General features: G+C 42.4%; 19 protein-coding genes. 17 read left to right on the top strand and 2 right to left on the bottom strand.

Translation table 11 applies throughout. The features are described 5' to 3' along the window. Nucleotides 1–96 precede the first annotated feature (96 nt). On the bottom strand, nt 97–5,250 hold the full coding sequence (locus tag TZ96_RS10395; RefSeq protein ID WP_080936294.1) for an SIALI-17 repeat-containing surface protein: 5,154 nt from the start codon (nt 5,248–5,250) through the stop codon (nt 97–99). Between the two features lie 316 nt (nt 5,251–5,566). Between TZ96_RS10395 and TZ96_RS01840 the strand changes: the two genes are divergently transcribed. The 12 genes from TZ96_RS01840 to TZ96_RS01785 all read left to right on the top strand — a co-directional run bounded on the left by TZ96_RS01840 (nt 5,567) and on the right by TZ96_RS01785 (nt 13,236). Beyond that, nucleotides 5,567–5,812 (top strand): YneF family protein, encoded by a 246-nt coding sequence (locus TZ96_RS01840; RefSeq protein ID WP_001048970.1) that lies wholly within the window; start codon nt 5,567–5,569, stop codon nt 5,810–5,812. A 204-nt stretch (nt 5,813–6,016) separates the two neighbouring features. After that, on the top strand, nt 6,017–6,811 hold the full coding sequence (gene racE, locus TZ96_RS01835; protein WP_045762662.1) for a glutamate racemase: 795 nt from the start codon (nt 6,017–6,019) through the stop codon (nt 6,809–6,811). After that, nucleotides 6,808–7,779, top strand: coding sequence for a nucleoside-triphosphate diphosphatase (locus tag TZ96_RS01830; RefSeq protein ID WP_045762661.1), 972 nt, complete (start codon nt 6,808–6,810; stop codon nt 7,777–7,779). Before racE ends, TZ96_RS01830 begins: the two co-directional genes overlap by 4 nt. Beyond that, nucleotides 7,755–8,276, top strand: a complete 522-nt coding sequence (locus tag TZ96_RS01825; RefSeq protein WP_004251713.1) for a metallophosphoesterase — start codon at nt 7,755–7,757, stop codon at nt 8,274–8,276. The genes TZ96_RS01830 and TZ96_RS01825 overlap by 25 nt, the downstream gene beginning before the upstream one ends. Then, nucleotides 8,273–8,734 carry a cyclic-di-AMP-binding protein CbpB gene (gene cbpB / locus TZ96_RS01820; protein WP_045762660.1) on the top strand — a complete coding sequence of 154 codons (462 nt, stop codon included), beginning with the start codon at nt 8,273–8,275 and terminating at the stop codon, nt 8,732–8,734. The genes TZ96_RS01825 and cbpB overlap by 4 nt, the downstream gene beginning before the upstream one ends. Then, nucleotides 8,731–9,465, top strand: coding sequence for a site-specific tyrosine recombinase XerD (xerD, locus tag TZ96_RS01815; protein ID WP_045762659.1), 735 nt, complete (start codon nt 8,731–8,733; stop codon nt 9,463–9,465). Before cbpB ends, xerD begins: the two co-directional genes overlap by 4 nt. Beyond that, entirely contained in the window at nt 9,465–10,199 is a 735-nt protein-coding gene (locus TZ96_RS01810) for a segregation/condensation protein A (protein WP_045762658.1), read from the top strand. The genes xerD and TZ96_RS01810 overlap by 1 nt, the downstream gene beginning before the upstream one ends. 12 nt (nt 10,200–10,211) lie before the next feature. Further along, entirely contained in the window at nt 10,212–10,781 is a 570-nt protein-coding gene (gene scpB, locus TZ96_RS01805; protein ID WP_045762657.1) for an SMC-Scp complex subunit ScpB, read from the top strand. After that, entirely contained in the window at nt 10,768–11,493 is a 726-nt protein-coding gene (locus TZ96_RS01800; RefSeq protein WP_045762656.1) for a pseudouridine synthase, read from the top strand. The genes scpB and TZ96_RS01800 overlap by 14 nt, the downstream gene beginning before the upstream one ends. Next, nucleotides 11,493–11,747 (top strand): membrane protein insertion efficiency factor YidD, encoded by a 255-nt coding sequence (yidD, locus tag TZ96_RS01795; protein ID WP_045762655.1) that lies wholly within the window; start codon nt 11,493–11,495, stop codon nt 11,745–11,747. Before TZ96_RS01800 ends, yidD begins: the two co-directional genes overlap by 1 nt. A gap of 103 nt (nt 11,748–11,850) precedes the next feature. Then, a complete protein-coding gene (gene pepA, locus TZ96_RS01790; protein WP_045762654.1) occupies nt 11,851–12,915 on the top strand; it encodes a glutamyl aminopeptidase in 1,065 nt (354 codons plus the stop codon). A 24-nt stretch (nt 12,916–12,939) separates the two neighbouring features. Beyond that, a complete protein-coding gene (locus tag TZ96_RS01785; RefSeq protein ID WP_045762653.1) occupies nt 12,940–13,236 on the top strand; it encodes an enterocin immunity protein in 297 nt (98 codons plus the stop codon). Between the two features lie 27 nt (nt 13,237–13,263). Here the strand turns inward: TZ96_RS01785 and TZ96_RS01780 are convergent, their stop codons facing one another. Beyond that, on the bottom strand, nt 13,264–14,895 hold the full coding sequence (locus TZ96_RS01780; protein ID WP_045762652.1) for a Na/Pi cotransporter family protein: 1,632 nt from the start codon (nt 14,893–14,895) through the stop codon (nt 13,264–13,266). Nucleotides 14,896–15,200: 305 nt separating this feature from the next. On the opposite strand from TZ96_RS01780, the gene TZ96_RS01775 reads away from it, so the two are divergent. From TZ96_RS01775 to folE, 5 genes are all read left to right on the top strand, one after another. After that, nucleotides 15,201–20,012: an endo-beta-N-acetylglucosaminidase gene (locus tag TZ96_RS01775; protein WP_045762651.1), complete on the top strand. Its 4,812-nt coding sequence runs from the start codon at nt 15,201–15,203 to the stop codon at nt 20,010–20,012. A gap of 236 nt (nt 20,013–20,248) precedes the next feature. Next, entirely contained in the window at nt 20,249–21,448 is a 1,200-nt protein-coding gene (locus TZ96_RS01770) for a phosphoglycerate kinase (protein WP_001096781.1), read from the top strand. A gap of 140 nt (nt 21,449–21,588) precedes the next feature. Beyond that, entirely contained in the window at nt 21,589–22,533 is a 945-nt protein-coding gene (gene folP / locus TZ96_RS01765) for a dihydropteroate synthase (protein ID WP_045762650.1), read from the top strand. Between the two features lies 1 nt (nt 22,534). Next, nucleotides 22,535–23,833: a bifunctional folylpolyglutamate synthase/dihydrofolate synthase gene (locus TZ96_RS01760; RefSeq protein ID WP_045762649.1), complete on the top strand. Its 1,299-nt coding sequence runs from the start codon at nt 22,535–22,537 to the stop codon at nt 23,831–23,833. Between the two features lies 1 nt (nt 23,834). Then, complete coding sequence (gene folE / locus TZ96_RS01755; protein ID WP_000380927.1) at nt 23,835–24,389, top strand: GTP cyclohydrolase I FolE; 555 nt, start codon at nt 23,835–23,837, stop codon at nt 24,387–24,389. Nucleotides 24,390–24,405: the final 16 nt, after the last annotated feature.

Here is a 24,405-nt window from a genome sequence, read left to right as displayed (position 1 = left end):
TGAAAATCAAAGAGCAAACTAGGAAGCGAGCCGCAGGCTGTACTTGAGTACGGCAAGACGAAGCTGACGTGGTTTGAATTTGATTTTCGAAGAGTATTAATCTTTCTTACCTTTTAGTAAGAAGGTAGCCGATAAGGCTAGGCTGAGACTTGCCATAAAGAGGAGAGGGCTAGCTTGTTCACCTGTGGCTGGGAGTTGTTTGTCATTCGTAGAGACCTGATCATTGGCTTCATTACTTTCAACCAATGGTTTTGTAGTTTCTAGGTTTCTTTCTTCCGTATGAGCTGGAACAGGTTTAACAGTTGAGTCTTCTGTCTTGTAAACAATAGCGTAGGTGCTCACGTCAAAAGTAATAAACTCAATCATACCGTCTCGAATGGTGAATTCTTGTGGTTTTAATTCACTTGTTGAAGTTAATTGATAGAGTTCTTGAATATCACCGGATACTGGTAGTCGAACGAGTACAGCACCTTTTGGTTGAACTGGCTGTCCATCTTTATCCTTGAGTTGAAGAGCGTAAGCATCGTATTTCTTGCCCAAGAGTTCTTTATTTTCAACTTTTTGACTGTCGAGGTAGCTTGCGCCTCCTAGTTCAGTTGTTCCACTAATAACTTGAACTCTTGTAGTCTTGTCTTTCAATACTTTGAGTTTAAACTCAGGAACTGTGTTACTTGGCGCGGCTTGACCACTACCTGTCCCGATAGGGCCAGTGTATTCAGGTCTTTCCACAGTAGGTGCTTTCTGATTCCCAACAGTTCCGATAGGACCAGTGTATTCAGGTCTTTCCACAGTAGGCGCTTCCTGATCTCCAACAGTTCCGATAGGACCAGTGTATTCAGGTCTTTCCACGGTAGGTGCTTCTTGATCCCCAGCAGTTCCGATAGGACCAGTGTATTCAGGTCTTTCCGCAGTAGGTGCTTCTTGATCCCCAGCAGTTCCGATAGGACCAGTGTATTCAGGAATTTCCACAGTAGGTGCTTCCTGATCACTAGCAGTACCAATAGGATCTGTGTACTCAGGAATGGTTACTACTGGAGCAGGCTCATCCCCTTTACTTGTTTGGATTTTTTCTTCCACTGGACTGGTTTCATCCTTAGGAAATACTGTTACAACAGAGCTGCTTATTGTTTTTCCTTGGATAGCATAAGCTTCTATCGGATTGCCAGCTTTACGATCTGTAGTTTCAGGAATGTCTAGTTGGACCTTGTTATCCTTAATGGTTAGAACAGTTTGTTCACCTGATGTGACAAGATGGTCATCATCGACTTTTCTGAGTAGAAGAGGATCCTTGATACCAGGGAAGGTCACAGCGATTCCATCCCAATTACCAGTTGGTAGGGTTAAGGTAACAGTCTTATCTTTGGACTTAATAGGATCAAGGCTTGGGCTATCGAGAGACACAGATGGTGCCTTTAAGATATCAAAGGAATCAAGAGAAATTTTCTTTCGCCCTTCTGGAGAATTAGGGTCTACTTTCAAAGTTAGGACGTGATCACCATCAGCTAGATTGGTGAATTCACCAATCAAAGCTCCTTTTTCAGTCGCTCCTGGAGTGTAGAAGTCAAGGGCTGGCATCTCTTTTCCATCCAGTGTGACAAGTGCCTTGCCTAGTGATGCCGTTTTTAATCCATAGATTCGGATACCTGTTCCAGAGAATGGGATGGTTGCAGTGGCTTCAGAAGCAAGGCTATCATCAGCGTTGATGTCAGCGTATTTTTCTGTAGAAGCATAGAGTTCTGCATCGCTCCAATCCTTAAACATGGAACCATACTGGATACGAGGGTCACGGTCGTCGATTTTCTCAACAGTTGCTCCTTGGCCTGGGAAGACTTTGAAGTAATCGAGAGAAATTTTTGCACGCTCGTTTGTACGTCCTTTGTGCTCGCGCTTAACAGTGATGGTCATGAGGTGAGAACCTGAAGAAAGATTTGTGTAACGTCCTATTAATACACCTTTTTCAGTTGCTCCTGCTGTATAGAAGTCAAGTTCTCCAACAGATTTGCCATCGATTGTAACGTCAGCAAGTCCCAATTGAGATGACTTGAGTCCGTAGATTTCAATACCAGGTCCATTGAAAGGAATAGTTGCAGTCGCATCCTTATCGGAGTAATTTCCATTTGAGATATCGGCGTATTTCTCTGTTCCACCAAAAAGTTCTGAGTCAGCCCAGTTTCCATAGGCAGAGCCGTACTGGATGCGTTTGTCACGGTCATCCATCAACTCACTGAAGGCATCGATGGAGGCAGGATCTGAAACTGGTGTTGAGCGTTCTCCCAAAACTGCTTGAACCGTGTATGTATAAGCGTGGCTTGAATCAATTGAGCGATCGATGAAGTGAGTTTGATTGGTGATAAACTCACGAACGCTAGGAGTTTGACTGTTTTCATCCTTGCTTTCTCGTCGGATGACATAATGACTTGCTCCTTCAACTGTGTTAAAGTCGAGTTCGGCTGTGACGGAATCTTTTCGAAGGGCTGATAAGCGAGTCACTCGTCCAGGGAAGTTTTCAAATGTAATGACATCCCCCTTTTGAGTCGCAAGTTGGATACGGTTATCTTTGAGGCGACTAGCTTGAACTTCCTTGCCATTAATCTTGATGATACTAGATTCGATATTTGGATAGTCTACGACTAAGTCTCCACCAACATTAGAAAGGAAAGATAGCGTTTCAAGATTTTTCTCTTTCCATTTCATGCTGACTTCAAAGTTACCACGAGCGACTAAGCCTGAGACTTGACCGTCTTTCCAAGCATCTGGAAGGGCTGGTAATGGGGCAATGTAGCCTGTGTGAGACTGAAGGAGCATTTCTGCCATACCGCTGGTTGCGCCAAAGTTACCATCGATTTGGAAAGGCGCGTGGGTATCCCAGAGGTTTTCTAGGGTTGAAGATCTGAGCTGTTCTGCCAACAAACGGTGGGCACGATTTCCATCTAGGAGACGAGCCCAGAGATTGATTTTATTGGCCTTAGACCAACCAGTTCCACCATCTCCACGGTGATTTAGGGTTGCGCGTGCAGCTTCTAGATATTCAGGCTGATCCTTGCCAAATAGAGTACCTGGGAAGAGACCAACTAGATGGGAAACGTGGCGGTGGTGGTTTTCAATGCCTTCGTTAGTGAATTGTGGGCTGTCTTCTTCGTACCATTCCTTGATACGGCCGTCTTGGTTGATGTGAAGTGGTTTGAGCTTGTCAAATTTAGCCTTCACTTCTGTCACCAAATCTTGGTCGATCTTCAGATGATTGGCTGCTTCCATATAGTCGTGGAATAGCTGCCAAACTAGAGATTGGTCAAAGGTATTCCCAATCGTGATAGTTCCATGTTCTGGCGAGTAGGATGGAGAAGAAACCCAACGGTCACTAGCCTTGTCGTAGTGCAAGAAGGAATTCCAGAACTTGGCTGTTTCCTTGAGCATTGGATAAATCTTTTCTTTAAGATAAGTTTCATCCTTGGTGAATTTATAGTAGTCATAGACGTTTTGCATCATCCAAGCATTGGCAGCTGGAGACCAACCCCAATAGTAGTTCCAACCAGGAGTAGTCCAGCCAAATGGTGTCGCCTGAGTATGAACCAACCATCCATTTTCTTGACCTTCTTTGGATTCGATACCTGCATATTCTTTAGCAGCGATACGGCCATAATAGCGCATGTCATCGATATAATTGATCATTGGCTTAGCTGTTTCTGCGAGATTACTCATGTAGGCAGGCCAATAGTTCATCTGTAGGTTGACATTGAGGTGGTAGTCTGAGTTCCAAGGTGGATTATCTACAGCATTCCAGACACCTTGCAAGTTTGCTGGAAGTGCATCTGTCCGGTTACGAGAAGAACTGATTAGTAGGTAACGTCCGTATTGGAAGAAGAGTTCTTCTAGTTTTTGTCCTTTTGTTGGATTATAGGTTTGGAGAGCTTCTTTTGTAGTTTGATTAGACTTGCTACCGCCGAGGTTTAATTGAACACGATTGAAAAGACTTTGGTAATCCTTGATGTGATCATTTTTCAGAGTCTCATAGTCTTTGGCTTTAGCAGCTTCGACGATAGATTTGACAGTCTTTTCTACATCAATATCCTTGCGGTAATTGGTTTTCGGATTTTGAGCAAAATTGGTCTTGGTACTGAGTAGCAGTGTTGCATAACTTGCTCCCGTAACAGTCAAATAACCATCTTGAGCAGTGACTTGTCCATCTGTCTTGATACCAAGATAAGAGGCAAATTTAAGACCGTTGTCTTTGACAGTTCCCTTGAGCAAAATACCATTAGAATCAACGCTAACAGTCCCTTGTTTGTATTTAGAATTCTCCCAAGAATAATCTCCATTAGCAATCAAATCTTCAGTCAAGCTGTTCCAAAGGGTAAAATCAAGCGTCTTATCTCCCTTTTTAGTCAAATGGGTAACAGTGACGTCATCTGGATAACTAGAGAAGGTTTCTCGTTTGAAACTTGTCCCGTCTTGAGTATAGGAGGTAGTTGTGATAGCTTCAGAAATATCTAAGCCACGATGATAGTCAGTAACATTTTCCAAGCCCTTCTTTTGGTTATTAAAGACCATGAAGATATCACCGAAGGCTAGGTAGCGACCGTATTGGGCATTGTTTGGCCCAACCAAATTTCTCTCTGCTAGTTGTTTGGCTTTTTGACGGTCACCGTCTTCTAAGGCCTTACGAATTTCGGCTAAGACTTTGTAGCGGTCCTTGTAGTTTCCTCCGTTGTAGTCTTGACTATCTGGCTGTGGGCCTCCAGACCAAAGTGTTTTTTCGTTGTACTGGATTCTTTCTTCACCGATGAGTCCGAAAACCTTGGCACCCATTTCCCCATTTCCGACTGGGAGGGCTTGTTTTTCCCATCCATCATAGGAAGGAGCAGTTGGTTGGTTGTAATGTAATTCGTAATGTTCTTGCTTGTTCACAGGAAGTTCTGGCTTCTCGCTCTCCTTATTGTCAGCAGGGGCGGTAGTTGCACTTGTCTCTGACTGACTACTAGTTTGAGGTAGTTCTGCCTCAGGGGTTGTTTGCTTTTCAGCTGATTCAGCTATAGGTTGAGTCTCTGTGTTAGAAGCAAGAACTTCCTCTACTTTCGTATCCGGTTTAGCAGAGGTTTCAGTAATTGTTGCCTCACTTTCCGTAATCTCGACACCATCAGCAGCAACACCCTGTGCTGCTAAAAAAACAGCACCAAGTAAAACAGAGGCAGCTCCGACACTTAGTTTGCGGATGCTATACTTACAGGCTTTTTCCCAATATCTTTTATCCACAAAATTCTCCTTTCTTAAATCTGTAAGCGCATACATTCTTTTTTTAAAAAAAATAAGTCTTGCAGAAATATGTGTGATTTTTTCAGATAATCTTAATATAACAAATAAACAAAACTATTGCAAGGGCTTACAAGGTAAATGGACTTTTTTTACCAAATTTTAGTGCTTCTATTTTTTTATAAAAATCGAACTTAAAAATGATTAGATATGAAATGAAATATGAGGAATTAGCCATCTGAAAGCGTAACTCAAACTAGTCAGGCGTAGGACTTTATGGTATAATATAGAAGATTCAAAAAGAAACAGGAGAAATGTTATGAACCTTATTTTAGCAATTGTATTGATTCTTTTGGCTTTTCTAGGAGGAGCTCTTGGAGGTATGTACTTGGTGCGCAAGCAAATCGAAAAAGAATTTGCGGATAACCCACGTTTGAACGCAGAAGCAGTTCGTACTCTCTTGAGTGCAAACGGTCAAAAGCCTAGTGAAGCCAAGGTACAACAAGTTTACCACCAAATCATTCGCCAACAAAAAGCAGCCCTTGCTAACAATAAAAAGAAATAAATAGGAAAAGTCTGGGATGAAAGTTCCAGACTTCTCACTATGTTTGACTGATATTTAGAGACAAGACTTTTTCCTTGCATTCTATTGATATTTGATTATGATTAAGAAGGAGACAGTTGGAAACTGACCAGTCTGTCAGAGATTCCAGAAAGAAATGAATAATAATGAACTATCAATCAGAAAAAATACTAGAAAGAAGACTGTATGGATAATCGACCGATTGGTTTTTTGGATTCGGGCGTTGGAGGTTTGACGGTTGTACGTGAACTCATGCGCCAGCTTCCCCATGAAGAAATCGTCTATATTGGAGATTCGGCACGGGCTCCTTATGGTCCCCGTCCTGCTGAGCAGATTCGTGAATATACTTGGCAACTGGTCAACTTTCTTTTGACCAAGAATGTTAAGATGATTGTCATTGCGTGTAATACAGCAACGGCAGTCGTTTGGGAAGAGATTAAAGCTAAGTTGGATATTCCGGTGTTGGGTGTGATTTTGCCTGGTGCATCAGCAGCTATCAAAGCGAGTCAAGGTGGGAAGATCGGTGTGATTGGAACCCCGATGACGGTAAAATCAGATATTTATCGACAAAAGATTCATGATCTAGACCCAGATTTACATGTGGAAAGCTTGGCCTGCCCTAAGTTTGCTCCCTTGGTCGAGTCAGGTGCTCTATCGACAAGTGTGACCAAGAAAGTTGTCTATGAAACTTTGCGTCCCTTAGTCGGAAAAGTAGATAGCTTAATTTTGGGCTGTACTCATTATCCACTCCTCAGACCTATCATCCAAAATGTCATGGGGCCTAAGGTTCAGCTGATCGATAGTGGAGCTGAGTGTGTACGTGATATCTCAGTCTTGCTCAATTACTTTGAGATTAACCGTAGCCGAGATGCGGCGCCCCTTCAACACCGTTTTTATACAACTGCAAATAGCCAAAGTTTTGCCCAGATAGGAGCAGAGTGGCTGGAAAAAGAGATTCATGTGGAGCATGTAACATTATGACAAACAAAATTTATGAATACAAGGATGACCAAGACTGGTATGTTGGATCCTACAGTGTTTTTGGTGGCATTCGGACTTTGACGGATGATGAGTTAGAGTTTCCGCTATTTGATTTGGCCAAAATCTTTCGAGATGAGGAGCGAGGATTTCCACTTTCAGTCACTGTTTTACGATATGGTTCAGCCTATCGCTTACTCTCTTTTGTGGTGGATATTCTCAATCAAGAAGTGGACCGAAACTTGGAAGTCATTCAACGTCAAGGTGCCTTGCTCTTAGTGGAAAACGGACAACTTCTGCATGTAGAATTGCCTAAAGAAGGAGTCAATGTTCAAGACTTTTTCGAGACAAATAAAGTCAGAGAAACCTTGTTGATTGCAACTCGTAACGAAGGGAAGACCAAGGAATTTCGTGCTATCTTTGACAAACTGGGTTATGACGTAGAAAATCTCAATGATTATCCAGACCTGCCTGAAGTTGCTGAAACGGGTATGACCTTTGAAGAAAATGCTCGCCTCAAAGCAGAAACTATTTCCCAATTAACAGGTAAGATGGTTTTAGCTGATGACTCTGGGCTCAAAGTCGATGTGCTTGGTGGTCTCCCAGGTGTCTGGTCAGCTCGTTTCGCAGGAGTCGGCGCAACTGACCAAGAAAATAATGCGAAACTCTTGCACGAATTAGCCATGGTTTTTGAACTCAAGGACCGTTCAGCTCAATTCCACACAACCTTGGTCGTAGCTAGCCCAGGTAAGGAAAGCTTGGTTGTCGAAGCTGACTGGCCAGGTTACATTAACTTTGAACCTAAGGGTGAAAATGGTTTTGGCTATGATCCGCTCTTCCTAGTAGGAGAAACCGGTAAATCATCAGCTGAATTAACCCTCGAAGAAAAAAATAGTCAATCCCACCGTGCCTTAGCCGTTAAGAAACTTTTGGAGGTATTTCCATCATGGCAAAGCAAACCATCATTGTAATGAGTGACTCCCACGGAGATAGCTTGATTGTAGAGGAAATCCGTGACCGCTATCTGGGGAAAGTTGATGCCATTTTTCACGATGGTGACTCGGAACTTCGCCCAGATTCACCACTCTGGGAAGGAATCCAAGTAGTCAGAGGAAACATGGACTTTTATTCAGACTATCCAGAACGTTTGGTGACTCAACTGGGTCCTACCAAGATTATCCAGACTCATGGACATTTGTTTGATATTAACTTCAATTTCCAAAAGCTTGATTTTTGGGCTCAAGAGGAAGATGCAGATATCTGTCTTTATGGGCACTTGCATGTTCCAAATGCTTGGATGGAAGGGAAGACCCTTTTCCTAAATCCTGGTTCTATCAGTCAACCACGTGGAACTATCAGAGAATGTCTTTACGCCCGTGTAGAGATTGATGATAGCTACTTTAAAGTGGACTTTTTGACACGAAACCATGAGGTCTATCCAGGCTTATCCAAGGAGTTTGCTCGATGATTGCCAAAGAGTTTGAACAGTTTTTACTGGAGCAAGAGGAAACCTTTTTAACTCCTGCTGAAAATTTGGCTGTGCTCATTGATACCCACAATGCAGATCATGCAACTCTCCTCCTTAGCCAGATGACCTATACCAGAGTGCCAGTAGTGACTGATGAGAAAGAATTTGTCGGAACCATTGGACTTAGAGACATTCTGGCCTACCAGATGGAGCAGGGCTTGAGTCAGGAAGCCATGTCAGATACGGATATCGTACACATGACCAAGAAGGACGTAGCAGTTGTCAGTCCAGACTATACACTGACGGATGTTTTACATAAGTTAGTGGATGAGTCTTTCCTACCAGTCGTTGATAAGGAAGGTATTTTCCAAGGCATTATCACACGGAAATCAATCCTTAAGGCTGTCAATGCTCTCTTGCATGATTTTAGTAAGGAATATGAGATTCGAAGCAAATGAGAGAAGGAATTTCAGCATTTTTAGAAGAAAAACAAGGTTTGTCTGTAAATTCTAAGCAATCCTATAAGTATGACTTGGAGCAGTTTTTAGATCTTATTGGAGAACGAATTTCTGAGACAAGTTTAAAAATCTACCAAGCTCAACTATCTCAGTTTAAAATCAGTGCCCAAAAGCGTAAGGTTTCTGCTTGCAATCAATTTCTTTACTTTTTATACCAGAAGGGGGAAATTGCTACCTTTCATCGTTTAGAATTGCCTAAACAGGCTGAGAAAAAGCAAGTTCAGTCAGAACTTTTAGACCTCAGTTCTTTCTGGCAAGAAAGTGCCTATCCAGAGGGACGCTTGTTGGCCTTATTGATAGTGGAATTGGGCCTCTTACCAAGTGAAATTCTAGTCTTAAAAACGAGTGATGTGAACCTAGATTTCCAAGTATTGAGAATCAATAAAGCTTCTCAACAAAGAATCTTGAGTCTTCCCACAAAATTGCTTGCAGAGTTAGAGCCCTTGATGGGACAGACCTACCTCTTTGAAAAAGCTGGGAAACCCTACTCGCGTCAGTGGGCCTTCCGACAGTTAGAGGCCTTTCTAAAAGAAAAAGGTTTCCCAGACTTATCGGCTCAAGGATTGAGAGAACAGTTTATACTAAGACAAATCGAAGAAAAGGTTGACTTGTACGAAATCGCCAAAAAGTTGGGCTTAAAGACAGTCCTAACCTTAGAAAAATTTAGATAATGGATATTAAATTAAAAGATTTTGAAGGGCCTTTGGATCTTCTTTTGCACTTGGTTTCAAAGTACCAGATGGATATCTATGATGTGCCGATTACAGAGGTTATCGAGCAATATCTAGCCTATATCTCGACCTTACAAGCTATGCGTTTAGAAGTGGCAGGCGAATACATGGTCATGGCTAGCCAACTCATGCTAATCAAGAGTCGCAAGCTCTTGCCGAAGGTTGCAGAAGTGACGGACCTAGAGGATGATCTGGAGCAGGACCTCCTTTCTCAGATCGAAGAATACCGCAAGTTTAAACTCTTGGGTGAGCATTTGGAAGCCAAGCATCAAGAACGAGCTCAGTATTACTCAAAAGCACCTACAGAGTTGATTTATGAGGATGCTGAACTTGTTCATGATAAGACCACAATCGATCTTTTCTTAACCTTTTCAAACTTGCTGGCCAAGAAAAAGGAAGAATTCTCGCAAAGTCACACAACGATCTTGCGAGATGAGTATAAGATTGAGGATATGATGGTTATCGTCCGAGAAGCCTTGGTTGAAGGTGAGCAATTATGCTTGCAAGATTTTTTCAAGGAAGCTCAGAATGTTCAAGAGGTTATTACCCTCTTTTTGGCAACCCTAGAGTTAATCAAAACTCAGGAACTGATCCTCGTGCAAGAGGAGAGTTTCGGAGATATCTATCTCCTGAAAAAGAATGAGGAAAATCAAGTAGAGCAGAGTCGATCTTGATAGAGAGGAAATATGAGTACTTTAGCAGAAATAGAAGCGCTCTTGTTTGTAGCGGGTGAAGAGGGGATAAGGATTCGCCAGTTGGCTGAGCTCCTCTCTTTGCCACCGACTGGGATTCAGCAGAGTCTAGAAAAATTAGCCCAAAAGTATGAAAAAGACCAGGATTCCAGTTTAGACTTGATTGAGACAGGTGGTGCCTACAGATTGGTAACCAAGCCTCAATTTGCAGCCATTTTGAAAGAATACTCTAAGGCACCCATCAACCAGAGCCTATCTCGAGCTGCCCTTGAAACCCTGTCCATCATTGCTTACAAGCAGCCTATCACACGGATAGAGATCGATGCTATTCGGGGGGTTAATTCAAGTGGAGCGCTAGTTAAGTTGCAAGCCTTTGACTTGATAAAAGAAGACGGGAAAAAAGAGGTTCTTGGACGTCCTAATCTCTATGTAACGACGGATTATTTCCTAGATTACATGGGCATTAACCATTTGGAAGAATTGCCCGTGATTGATGAGCTTGACATTCAAACACAAGAAAGCCAATTATTTGGTGAAAGGATAGAAGAAGATGAGAATCAATAAATATATTGCCCACGCAGGTGTGGCCAGTAGGAGAAAAGCAGAAGAGTTGATCAAGCAAGGATTGGTGACGGTTAACGGCCAAGTGGTTCGTGAACTAGCAACGACCATCAAGTCAGGCGACAAGGTCGAAGTTGAAGGTCAACCCATCTATAACGAAGAAAAGGTCTACTATCTGCTTAACAAACCACGCGGAGTGATTTCCAGTGTGACAGATGACAAGGGACGTAAGACGGTTGTAGATCTCTTACCCAATGTCAAAGAGCGTATCTACCCTGTGGGACGTTTGGACTGGGATACATCTGGAGTTTTGATTTTGACCAATGATGGGGACTTTACAGATGAGATGATTCACCCTCGTAATGAGATTGACAAGGTCTATGTTGCGCGTGTGAAAGGAATTGCCAACAAAGAAAATCTTCGTCCCTTGACTCGAGGGGTTGAGATTGATGGCAAGAAAACCAAGCCGGCTGTTTATGAGATTCTTAAAGTGGATCCAGTCAAAAATCGCTCAGTAGTGCAGTTGACCATCCATGAAGGACGTAACCATCAGGTTAAAAAAATGTTTGAAGCTATCGGTCTCCAAGTAGATAAACTGTCTCGGACACGTTTTGGACATCTAGACTTGACAGGACTTCGTCCAGGAGAATCACGCCGTCTCAATAAAAAAGAAATCAGCCAACTACACACCATGGCTGTAACAAATAATAAATAATGAAAAAAATCTTAATTGCGCCAGTGCGCTTTTACCAACGCTTTATCTCGCCAGCCTTTCCACCGTCTTGCAGATTTGAGCCTACTTGTTCAAACTATATGATTCAGGCAATTGAAAAACATGGATTCAAGGGAGTTTTGATGGGCTTGGCTAGGATATTACGTTGCCATCCTTGGTCTGAAACGGGTAAAGATCCAGTACCAGACTACTTTTCATTAAAGCGAAATACAAGAGAAGAAGGATCACATTTGTGATTCTTTTATTGTTATAAGAGTAAGTTACTTGGTAAAATGTTGATTTCCACTACCTTTCTCCTATAAAAAGTGGTAAAATGGTTGAAAGAAAGAAGGGATAGAAATGACAACATTATTTTCTAAAATCAAAGAAGTAACAGAACTTTCCGCTATCTCAGGTCATGAAGCACCTGTTCGCGCTTATCTTCGTGAAAAATTAACACCTCACGTGGATGAAGTTGTGACTGATGGCTTAGGTGGTATTTTTGGGGTTAAACATTCAGAAGCAGTCGATGCACCTCGTGTTTTGGTAGCCTCTCACATGGATGAAGTTGGTTTCATGGTTAGTGAAATCAAAGCGGACGGGACCTTCCGAGTAGTCAGCATTGGTGGTTGGAACCCTATGGTTGTCAGCAGCCAACGCTTTAAACTCTTTACTCGCCAAGGACGTGAGATTCCAGTAATTTCAGGTTCAGTTCCTCCACATTTGACTCGTGGCACAGGTGGACCAACCATGCCAGCTATTTCAGATATCGTTTTTGATGGTGGTTTTGCAGATAAGGCTGAGGCTGAAAGTTTTGGTATCCGTCCTGGAGACACAATTGTTCCAGATAGTAGCGCAATCCTAACTGCTAATGAAAAAAATATTATCTCAAAAGCATGGGATAACCGTTACGGTGTTCTCATGGTTAGCGAGTTGGCTGAAAATTTGTCAGGTCAAAAACTAGGTAATGAACTTTACCTTGGTGCTAACGTCCAAGAAGAAGTTGGACTTCGTGGTGCCCATGCATCTACAACAAAATTTGATCCAGAAGTATTTCTTGCAGTGGATTGCTCACCAGCAGGTGATGTTTATGGTGGTCAAGGGAAGATTGGTGATGGAACCTTGATTCGTTTCTACGATCCAGGTCACTTGCTTCTCCCAGGCATGAAAGATTTTCTTTTGACAACTGCTGAAGAAGCTGGAATCAAATACCAATACTATTGTGGAAAAGGTGGTACAGATGCAGGAGCAGCTCATTTGAAAAATGGTGGTGTTCCATCTACAACAATCGGTGTCTGCGCTCGTTATATCCACTCACACCAAACACTTTATGCCATGGATGACTTCTTAGAAGCTCAAGCTTTCCTACAAGCCTTGGTTAAAAAATTAGATCGCTCTACTGTAGATTTGATCAAAAATTATTAAACTGAAAAGATGGAGGTGATAGGTATGGAAGAACCAAACCTAGAAACCTTGATACGAGACCTTTACAATCATGCCCGTCAAAACTTGAGTGAAGATTTAGTGGCTGCACTCCTAGAAACTGCTAAGCAGTTGCCCAGCACCAATGAACGCTTGCTAGCAGTCCGACTTTCAGGGCTAGTCACACTTGAACTTCTCAAGAATCCCAAGACTCCTGCGCCAGAGTTAGTCAATCTGGCCAGCTATATCCAAAAGGAAGAAGCTAGGTACAAGGGCGCAGCTGCCTCTTCCATTATGATTGGAGAACTATTTAAAATGCTTTGATTCGTTCGAATCAAAGCATTTTTTATCTTAAATTTGTTCAGCCAAAACTTTTTCAGCAAGGTTCATAGCGTGATCTGACACACGAGTGTAGTGTGAAATAATATCAATAAAGTTGACACCAGCTTGGGTAGAACATTCGCCGTTGTTGAGGCGTTTGATGTGTGTCTTACGAAGGACGCGTTCCATCTTGTTGATGGCTTCATGGCGTTCAATAAGAGATTGAGCTTTTTCAAGGTCATTGTTTTCAACACTCTCAAGAGCATCTTTAACGAAATCGCTTGTTTGACGGTAAATATCTTCCAACTCTTCTAGGGCTGAGTTAGAGAATTGAACATTCTTGCGTTGCAAGTAGTCGTTAAGATTAATCAAAGCTTCAGCGTGGTCACCGATACGTTCCAAGTCTCGAGAAGAGTCAAGGATGTTGGTTAAGACTTCACTCTCTTTTTGACTCAATGCTTCACTAGATAGACTAATGAGGTAACGTGTTAATTTCTCGTCGATTGTGTTGATAGCTTCTTCTGTCTTGTGTCCTTTTTCAGCTACTTTTTCATTAGAATTGATAATGTAGTCGTAAGAAAGGTCAAATGCTTTAACCGCATAGTTTCCTAGGTGCAAGAGTTCTTTCTTGGCATTTCCTAGGGCGATAGAAGGGGCTTGCTTGATGAGTTGTTCATCCAAGTAAAGAGGTTCGTATTTAACAACTTCGTCTTCACCAGGGATTAGCTTAGTAACAAAGTAGGCCAAGGCACCGATGAATGGGAATTGTACAATGGTATTACTTACGTTGAAGGCACCGTGTGAGAAGGCAATCGTCATCTCAGGTGAGAGGTGAAGTAGTGCCTGGAAGTACTCGATCATCGCAGTGAATGGGCCTAACAAGATCAAGCAGAGGATGGTTCCTAAAACGTTAAAGGTAACGTGTGTTGCTGCAACCCGTTTAGCAGAAACATTTGCTCCGGCTGCTGCGATAATAACTGTTAAGGTTGTACCGATATTATCTCCGAATAGGACTGGTAGTGCCCCTTTGAGGTCGAGGAATCCACCTGCATAGAGACCTTGTAGAATCCCGATGGTTGCAGAAGATGCCTGAATCAGAACGGTAATGACAGCACCAGCCACAACTCCCAAGATAGGATTTTGCCCCAAGGTAACCATGTATTCCTTAAACTGAGGCAAGTCTTTAAGAGGGCTCATCCCAGCACTAATGAGGTTGAGGGCGTAGAAGATACCACCCACACCAAAAAGGATACGTCCAATATTATTTGCAGTACGGTTTTTTGTAAAGAATAAGAACATGGTTCCAAGGAAAATCAAGGGTAGGGCATACTCGCCAAGTTTGAAACCGATGATGAAGGACGTTACGGTCGTTCCAATATTGGCTCCCATGATAATCCCGATGGCCTGTCTAAGGGTGAGGATACTAGCACTAACCAGTCCAACCGTAATAACCGTTACACCTGTACTTGACTGGATGAGGGCAGTGACGACAATCCCCACTAAGACCCCTAAGAAGGGATTACTTGTGTACTTATCAATGTAATAACGAAGGCGGTCTCCAGCAGCTTGTTGCAAACCGTCTCCCATGGTCTTGATACTATACAAAAATAGTCCCAGACCACCTAAAAAGTGAAAAATAATTTCCTGCCAATTAATGGACATTTTCTTTTTCCTCCGAAAAATAATCGCGGAATTTCTCCCATTCTATTTTAAAGGATAAAAGTAAATCTAACAAGTAGTAAATGCTCTTTTTTGAGAAAAATGTTGTTTTAATTCGAAAAATGGCAGATGATTGTCTAATTTATATTAATTCTTCACTTCTTTATAGTTCTTGAAGGGCTAGTGTTGACTCTTTTTCTAAATATCGTAAAATAAAAATGACCTGTTCTGTGTATTTTTTGGAACAGCTACTTTTTTAATTCAAAAATAAAGCGCTTACTTTCAAGAGGAAGTCAAAGGAGAAAAAGATGAAGAATCCATTTTTTGAAAAACGTTGTCGCTATAGTATTCGAAAATTGTCAGTGGGTGCCTGCTCATTGATGATTGGTTCAGTTCTATTTGCAGGCCCAGTTTTGGCAGAAGAGTCTGTCGTTCCAGAAAACGGAACAACTACAGCAGTAGCTTCAGAGCAACCGTCAACCACTGCTCCAGCAGAAGCAACTACACCAGCACCAGAAGTATTGAAAGAGCTAGAAGAGAGGGAAGACAAGGCAAGTGAGCAACCAGTTTCAGAAGAAAAGCCAACCTTGGATCAGTTGACTGCAGGTGATAAGGAAGCAACTAGTCCAGCTGCTGAAACTCCTAAGGCTGAAGAAGCGCCTGCTACCACAGAAAATAAGCCAGAAGAAAAAGCAACAGTCTCTGACGTTCCTAAAAAAGAAGAAAAAAGTCTTCGACCAAAAGAAATTAAGTTTGACACTTGGGAAGATTTGTTGAAATGGGAACCAGGTGCCCGTGAAGACGATGCTATTAACCGATCTTCAGTAGAACTAGCCAAGCGCTATCGTGGACATGTTGTCAATGAAAAAGCTAATAAGGATGCCAAGGTTGAAGCTCTTGCCAATACCAACTCTAAGGCCAAAGACCACGCTTCTGTAGGTGGTGAAGAGTTTAAGGCCTATGCTTTTGACTACTGGCAATACTTGAATTCCATGGTCTTCTGGGAAGGGCTTGTTCCAACTCCAGACGTGATTGATGCTGGTCACCGTAATGGTGTTCCTGTATTAGGAACTTTGTTCTTTAACTGGTCTAACAGTATTGCAGACCAAGAAAAATTTGCTGCAGCCCTTCAACAAGACGAAGACGGAACATTCCCTATCGCTCGCAAGTTGGTTGATTTGGCTAAATACTACGGCTTTGATGGTTACTTTATCAACCAAGAAACAACAGGTGATATCGTAACGCCTCTTGGTAAGAAAATGCGTGACTTCATGCTTTATACCAAGGAATATGCTGCTAAAGTCAACCATCCTGTCAAGTATTCATGGTATGACGCCATGACCTATGAATATGGTCGTTATCACGAAGATGGACTTGGTGAATACAACTATCCATTCATGCAAAAAGAAGGGGACAGGGTTCCTGCAGATCACTTCTTTGCCAACTTTAACTGGACTAAAGAGAAAAATGACTACTCTGTAACAATGGCGCAATGGCTAGGACGCAGTCAGTATGATGTTTTTGCAGGTTTGGAATTGCAACAAGGTGGTTCTTACAAGACAAAAGTGAAATGGGATGCCCTTTTTGATGAGAATGGCAAACTTCGCTTATCACTTGGACTTTTTGCCCCAGATACTATCACGAGTCTTGGGAAGACAGGAGAAGACTATCACAAGAATGAAAATATCTTCTTCACAGGTTACCAAGGAGATCCAACTGGCCAAAAACCAGATGACAAGGACTGGTACGGGATTGCCAACCTCGTAGCTGACCGCACACCAGCAGTAGGCCGTACTTTTACAACATCCTTTAACACAGGACATGGTAAAAAATGGTTTGTGGACGGTAAAGTTTCCAAGGATTCTGAGTGGAACTATCGTTCTGTATCAGATATCTTGCCTACATGGCGTTGGTGGCAAACATCATCAGGAGCTAAGCTCCAAGCTGATTACGATTTTGAAGATGCCTACAATGGCGGAAATTCACTCAAGTTTGCGGGTGATTTAGCCGAAAATACCAACCAAGATGTTCGTCTTTACTCTACAAAACTGGAAGTGACGGATAAAACAAAACTTCGGGTTGCCCATAAGGGTGGTAAGGGAAGCAAGGTTTATGTAGAGTTTGCCACTCAGAAAAACTATACTTATGGTGGTGAGAATGCTCGTAAAGAACTGACTCTATCTGACGATTGGACAAAAGACGAATTTGACTTGAGTGCCTTGGCAGGTCAGACCATTTACGGTATCAAGCTTACTTTCGAAAATACTGCTGCCCTTAAGGATTATCAATTTAACTTGGGTGAGTTGACTGTGTCAGATAATCAAGAGGCTCCTCAGGCTCCAACTGCTCTTAAAGTAGCCAAACAATCTCTCAAAAATGCCCAAGAAGCGGAAGCCATTGTCCAATTTACTGGTAATAAAGATGCTGATTTCTATGAAGTTTATGAGAAGGATGGCGATGCTTGGCGTCTATTGACAGGTTCATCTGCAACTACGATTTACCTACCAAAAGTTAGCCGTTCAGCTAGTGCAACTGGTACTAGTCAAGAGTTGAAGGTTGTTGCAGTTGGGAAGAATGGCCTTCGTTCTGAAGCAGCAACTACAAACTTTGACTGGGGAATGACTGTCCAAGACACAAGTCTTCCAAGACCTCTAGCTGAAAACATCGTTCCAGGAGCTACTGTTATCGGAAGTACCTTCCCAAATACAGAAGGCGGCGAAGGTATCGAAGGTATGTTGAATGGTACGATCACCAGCCTATCTGATAAATGGTCTTCTGCTCAGTTGAGTGGTAGCGTTGATATTCGATTGACACAACCACGCCGTGTCGTTAGATGGGTCATGGACCATGCAGGTGCTGGTGGAGAATCTGTTAATGACGGCTTGATGAATACGAAGGACTTCGACCTCTACTACAAGGATGAAGCTGGAGAATGGAAACTAGCTAAAGCAGTTCGTGGCAATAAAGCCCATGTTTCAGATATCACCCTTGATAGCCCAATCACTGCGCAAGACTGGCGCTTGAACGTCATCACGTCTGACAATGGAACACCATGGAAAGCTATCCGTATCTACAACTGGAAGATGTATGAAGCTCTTGATACGGAGAGTCAAAACATTCCAATGGCTAAAGTGGCAGCTCGTGTCCTAACGGACAATAAGATTCAGCTTGGCTTCTCAGAAGTTCCTGCAGGGGCTACCATCACAGTCTATGACAAGGCAGATTCACAAACTCCAATCGCTACCTTAAATACAGCAGTTGGAGGAGATTTGGCGACAGATCCATTGAGCTTTGAAAAACGTCCGAGCCTTCTATACTACCGTACACAATTGCCAGGTAAAGAAATCAGTAATACCCTTGCTGTAACGATTCCTCAGGATGAGAGAAAGATTAAGGTTGTCAGTCTAGAAGTGGCACCTAAAAAGACAACTTATCAAGTTGGTGAGGAATTGAATCTCAAAGGTGGTCTCCTTCGTGTCAAATACGAGGGTGAAGAAGCAGACGAAGTCATCAACCTTAGTCATGCAGGTGTTACTGTTAATGGCTACGATGCTCATCACCATGGTGAACAAGAGTTGACAGTGAGCTATCTTGGTCTTCCAGTTGCAGGAAGCTTCAAGGTTCAAGTCACCGGTGAAGAAGCTGGTCCAAAAGAAGTCGCAGCCTTGTATATTAGCAAGCAACCGAAAATTGATTACTTTGTAGGCGATACTCTTGACTTATCAGAAGGACGTTTCAAGGTCTTGTATGATGATGAAACGGAGACTGAACATAACTTTACAGACCAAGGAGTTGAAATTACAGGCTATAATGCTCAAAAAACAGGCCGTCAAAAACTTCAGTTACACTATCAAGGACAAACTGTCGACTTTGATGTTCTAGTATCACCTAAAGCGGCTGTCAACGACGAATATCTGAAACAAGAAATCACATCTGCTCAAGGACGCAAAGAAACAATAGCTTATACATTTGCTGATGCAGCAAAACAAGCAGCTCTAGTTGAGAAGATTGATGCAGCAAAAGCGATTTTAGAAAATCATGATGCTAGTCAAGAAACAGTCAACCAAGCCTTGAATGACTTGAAACAAGCAGGTACTGAATTGGATGGCAATCAACGTTATCAAACTGCTAGAGAAGAATTGGAAAGCTTGCTCGAATCCGTCATTGAAAAAGATCCTCAATCTGAGTTGATTACGGAAGCTGAAGCTTTGTTATCTTCACAAACGCCAACTCCAGAAGCATTTGCAAACCTCAAGGAAGAACTCAATAAAAAACTCCTTGTTAAAGAAAGCCATCATGTGGGTAGCCTAGAAGAAGGTGAAACTGCGCCAACAGTTGAAGCACTACCTGAATTAGTGGTTGAGACAGAAACTCAAGCATTCGAGCGTCAAGAACGTCCGTCAGGAGACCTCTTGTTGGGTGAACGTCGAGTCGTTCAGGCTGGTGCAGAAGGACAAATCCGTCATTTGATTGAAGTGGATGCCAAAGGCAACCGTACTCTTCTTCAGACAGAAGTCGTCAAGGAAACAGTGGCAGAGATTACTGAGGTTGGTACTAAGATTGAAAGTAGCACTCAACCGCTTGACGGTCCAAAAGTCTTAGAAGTTAAGAAACCAAGCTTGGTTGTGGAAGAAAAAGTTCTTGCCTATGGACATGAAGAACGAGTAAATCCTAGCCTCCCAGTAGGAGAACGTCGCTTGGTTCAAGTAGGAGTTGCAGGCCTTCGTAGAAACCTTGTGGAGATTGATTCTGAAGGACATCGCAATCTTAAGGGGACAGAAGTTCTCAAGGAAGCCGTAACTGAAATTGTTGAAGTCGGTACAAAAGTAGTTAAAGTACCAGGTGACAGACCAGTTACACCTGCTCCAGCTACTCAAGATACTAAGAAGGAAACTACAAAAACAGAACCTAAGACTGAAACATCCGTTTCTCCAGTTCAAGTAAGCCAAGTGGCGAAGCAAGAACCAGCAAAAGCAGAAGTACAAGTACAAGCTGAAAAGACTGAAGGAAAACAACTTCCAAATACAAGTGCAGAAGTAGATGCAAACCTCCTAGCCCTTGGCTTGGTCGGAGTTCTAGGTGGCTTTGGACTACTCACTCAAAAGAAAAAAGAAGATTAAGATAGAGAGTGTATCTAACACTGACTTCATATAATAAAAAGATTTGACTTTTAAGTGTCAAATCTTTTTGTATAGGGGAGGAGAATAAAAATGGTAGAGTATTCTGTCGTAGTTACATGCACTGTCCTTAATTAATCGAGAAAAATTGTTGTGGATAAAAGTTTAAGGTTTTGCTATCTCTTTTATTGATTTTGTGATATAATTAACACGTAAAAAAAATTAAGGAGTCTTTCCAAATGGCAAAATTGACTGTTAAAGACGTTGAGTTGAAAGGGAAAAAAGTTCTCGTTCGTGTTGACTTCAACGTTCCTGTAAAAGATGGCGTGATTACTAATGACAACCGTATCACTGCAGCTCTTCCAACTATCAAGTACATCCTTGAACAAGGTGGACGTGCGATTCTTTTCTCTCACCTTGGACGTGTAAAAGAAGAAGCAGACAAAGCTGGTAAATCACTTGCTCCTGTAGCTGCTGACTTGGCTGCTAAATTGGGTCAAGAAGTTACTTTCCTTCCAGGTGTAACTCGTGGTGCTGAATTGGAAGCAGCTATCAACGCTCTTGAAGATGGACAAGTTCTTTTGGTTGAAAACACTCGTTTTGAAGATGTTGACGGTAAGAAAGAATCTAAAAACGATCCTGAACTTGGTAAATACTGGGCATCACTTGGAGATGGTATCTTCGTAAACGATGCATTCGGTACAGCTCACCGTGCACACGCATCTAACGTTGGTATCTCAGCAAACGTTGAAAAAGCAGTTGCAGGATTCCTTCTTGAAAACGAAATTGCTTACATCCAAGAAGCTGTTGAAGCTCCAGAACGTCCATTCGTGGCTATCCTTGGTGGTTCAAAAGTTTCAGACAAGATCGGTGTTATCGAAAACTTGCTTGAAAAAGCTGATAAAGTTCTTATCGGTGGTGGTATGACTTACACATTCTACAAAGCTCAAGGTATCGAAATCGGTAACTCACTTGTAGAAGAAGACAAATTGGATGTTGCGAAAGCTCTTCTTGAAAAAGCAAACGGCAAATTGATCTTGCCAGTTGACTCAAAAGAAGCTAATGCATTTGCTGACTACACTGAAGTGAAAGACACTGAAGGTGAAGCAGTAGACCCAGGATTCCTTGGTTTGGATATCGGTCCAAAATCTATCGCTAAATTTGACGAAGCTTTGACTGGTGCGAAAACAGTTGTATGGAACGGACCTATGGGTGTATTTGAAAACCCTGACTTCCAAGCTGGTACAATCGGTGTGATGGACGCTATCGTGAAACAACCAGGCGTTAAATCAATCATCGGTGGTGGTGACTCAGCTGCCGCAGCTATCAACCTTGGACGTGCAGACAAGTTCTCATGGATCTCTACTGGTGGTGGAGCTTCAATGGAACTTCTCGAAGGTAAAGTTCTTCCAGGGCTTGCAGCTTTGACTGAAAAATAAGAATATAGAAAAGGAGGACTCAGGTTCTCCTTTTTTTGCGCTCTTTTAAAGTTTGGGAGTACCGAGGGATAATTGGACAGAATCCAAAAAAAACAGTAAAATAGAGGAATACCAATCTAAATGAAATTTGAGTGATAATCGTGGAAAAAAGAGAGAATCTTACAAAAACAGCTATTTGCGGTATTATCAATGTCACCCCAGATTCTTTTTCTGACGGAGGCCAATTTTTTGCTATTGAGGAAGCCTTAAAACAGGCTCGAAAATTGATAGCTGAAGGTGCCACTATCTTAGATATCGGTGGAGAATCTACTCGACCTGGAAGTAGCTATGTTGAGATTGAAGAGGAAATCCAGCGTGTGGTTCCAGTCATTCAGGCTATTCGTCAAGAAAGTGATGTTCTGATTTCGGTCGATACTTGGAAGAGTCAGGTGGCAGAAGCAGCTTTACAGGCTGGTGCCAATATAGTCAATGACATTACAGGCCTCATGGGTGATGAGAAGATGGCAGAGGTGGTTGCTAAGACTGAAGCTCAGGTGGTCATCATGTTCAATCCAGTCATGGCACGCCCTCAGCACCCTAGTTCACTCATATTTCCTCATTTTGGCTTTGGAGAGACTTTTACAAAGGAAGACTTGGCTGAATTTGAACAACTATCAGTTGAAGAATTGATGACAGCTTTCTTTGATCGTGCTCTAGTAAGAACGGAAAAAGCAGGGATTTCGAAAGAAAACATCATGCTGGATCCAGGGATTGGCTTTGGTTTGACCAAAAAGGAAAATCTCATCCTCCTACGTGACCTTGATAAGCTTCACGAGATGGGCTATCCTATCTTTTTAGGAGTCTCACGCAAGCGCTTTGTCATCAATATTCTAGAAGAAAATGGATTTGAAGTAAATCCAGATACTGAAGCTGGCTTCCGCAATCGTGATACGGCTTCGGCTCATGTAACCAGTATTGCTGCTAGACAAGGTGTTGAAGTGGTGCGCGTGCACGATGTAGCCAGCCACAAGATGGCAGTCGAAATTGCGTCTGCTATCCGTCTAGCAGACCATGCGGAAAATTTAGATTTGAAACAATATAAGTAAGATGAATAAAAACGAAACCAATCAGTGGATAGCTAACTATCGGACAGACCAACCGCACTTTGGTTTGGAGAGAATGATGAAGCTATTAGCCCTACGAGGCAATCCCCATCTTAAGCTTAAGGTTATCCACATCGGAGGAACCAATGGCAAGGGCTCTACTATAGCCTTTTTGAAAAATATGCTGGAAAAGATGGGGCTAAGAGTTGGAGTCTTTAGCTCACCCTATCTGATTCATTATACCGACCAGATTGCCATTAATGGGAAATCTATCCCAGAAGCAAGATTAGAGTCCTTGATGGCGGATTATCGTTCACTACTTGAAGGAGAGCATGCTCAAGCCTTGCAAGGAACGACAGAATTCGAGATTATCACTGCCATAGCCTATGACTATTTTGCATCTGAACAAGTCGATGTGGCGATTATGGAAGTTGGTATGGGCGGACTTTTGGATAGTACCAATGTCTGTCAACCCATTCTAACAGGGATCACGACCATAGGATTGGATCATGTAGCCCTACTGGGTGACAGTCTAGAAGCCATCGCAGAGCAGAAAGCAGGGATTATCAAACAAGGAATTCCTCTAGTGACTGGTCACATTGTCCCAGAAGCCTTGGCTGTGATAGACCAAATTGCAGAGGAAAAACAGGCTGCTAGAATTTTTTATGGAAGAGATTATCAGGTAAGCCATCATGAGAGTATTGTGACTGGAGAGGTCTTTGACTATACAAGTGCTGTTAGACAAGGTCGTTTCCAAACAGGATTGCTTGGTTTGCACCAGATAGAGAATGCAGGGATGGCGCTGGCCTTGTTAGATAGCTATTGCCAAGCGACTGGTCGAGAATTGCCAGATAATGCTTTAGTGGCTCAAGCTTTGGAAGAAACAAGATGGCCTGGACGCTTGGAAGTTGTTTCTAGAGAACCCTTGATGATTTTGGATGGAGCACACAATCCTCATGCCATCAAGGCCTTGTTGGATACCTTGAAAAAACGCTTTACGGACTATCAGAAGGAAATCCTCTTTACTTGTATCAAAACCAAGGACTTGGAGGATATGTTGGACTTGCTAGAAACCTTGCCCGGTACTAAGATTACGCTAACTCATTTTGAGGATAGTCGGGCGACGGATGAAAAAGTCTTGAAAGAGATGTCTGATTCTAGAAATCTCAACTACCAAGATTGGCAAGAATTTCTAGACCAAAAATTATCAGAAAATGAAGAGAAAAAAACAGTTAGGATTATCACGGGCTCATTATACTTTTTAGCCCAAGTGAGAGCCTACCTAATGGAGGGGAAAAATTAGAATGGATACACAAAAGATTGAAGAAGCTGTAAAAATGATTATCGAGGCAGTTGGTGAGGATGCAAATCGCGAAGGCTTGCAGGAAACACCAGCCCGTGTCGCTCGTATGTACCAAGAGATTTTTTCAGGTCTTGGGCAAACTGCTGAAGAGCACCTGTCAAAATCTTTTGAGATTATCGATGACAATATGGTAGTGGAAAAGGATATCTTTTTCCATACCATGTGTGAACATCACTTCTTACCATTTTATGGTCGAGCTCACATTGCCTATATCCCAGATGGGCGTGTAGCAGGTTTATCAAAGTTAGCTCGTACTGTGGAAGTTTACTCTAAAAAGCCACAGATTCAAGAGCGTTTGAATATCGAAGTTGCTGATGCCTTGATGGAGTATTTGGGTGCTAAGGGAGCTTTTGTTGTCATTGAAGCAGAGCATATGTGTATGAGTATGCGTGGTGTTCGAAAACCAGGAACTGCGACCTTGACTACAGTAGCTCGTGGTCTATTTGAGACAGATAAGGATCTTCGGGATCAGGCTTATCGTCTGATGGGACTATAAAAAATCCGCGTCAAGC

This window comes from Streptococcus infantis, assembly GCF_000963255.1.
In the GTDB taxonomy this organism is placed as follows: Bacteria; Bacillota; Bacilli; order Lactobacillales; family Streptococcaceae; genus Streptococcus; species Streptococcus nidrosiense.
Note: the sequence above shows the minus strand (reverse complement) of the source record. Positions and strands in the feature narration are given on the sequence as shown.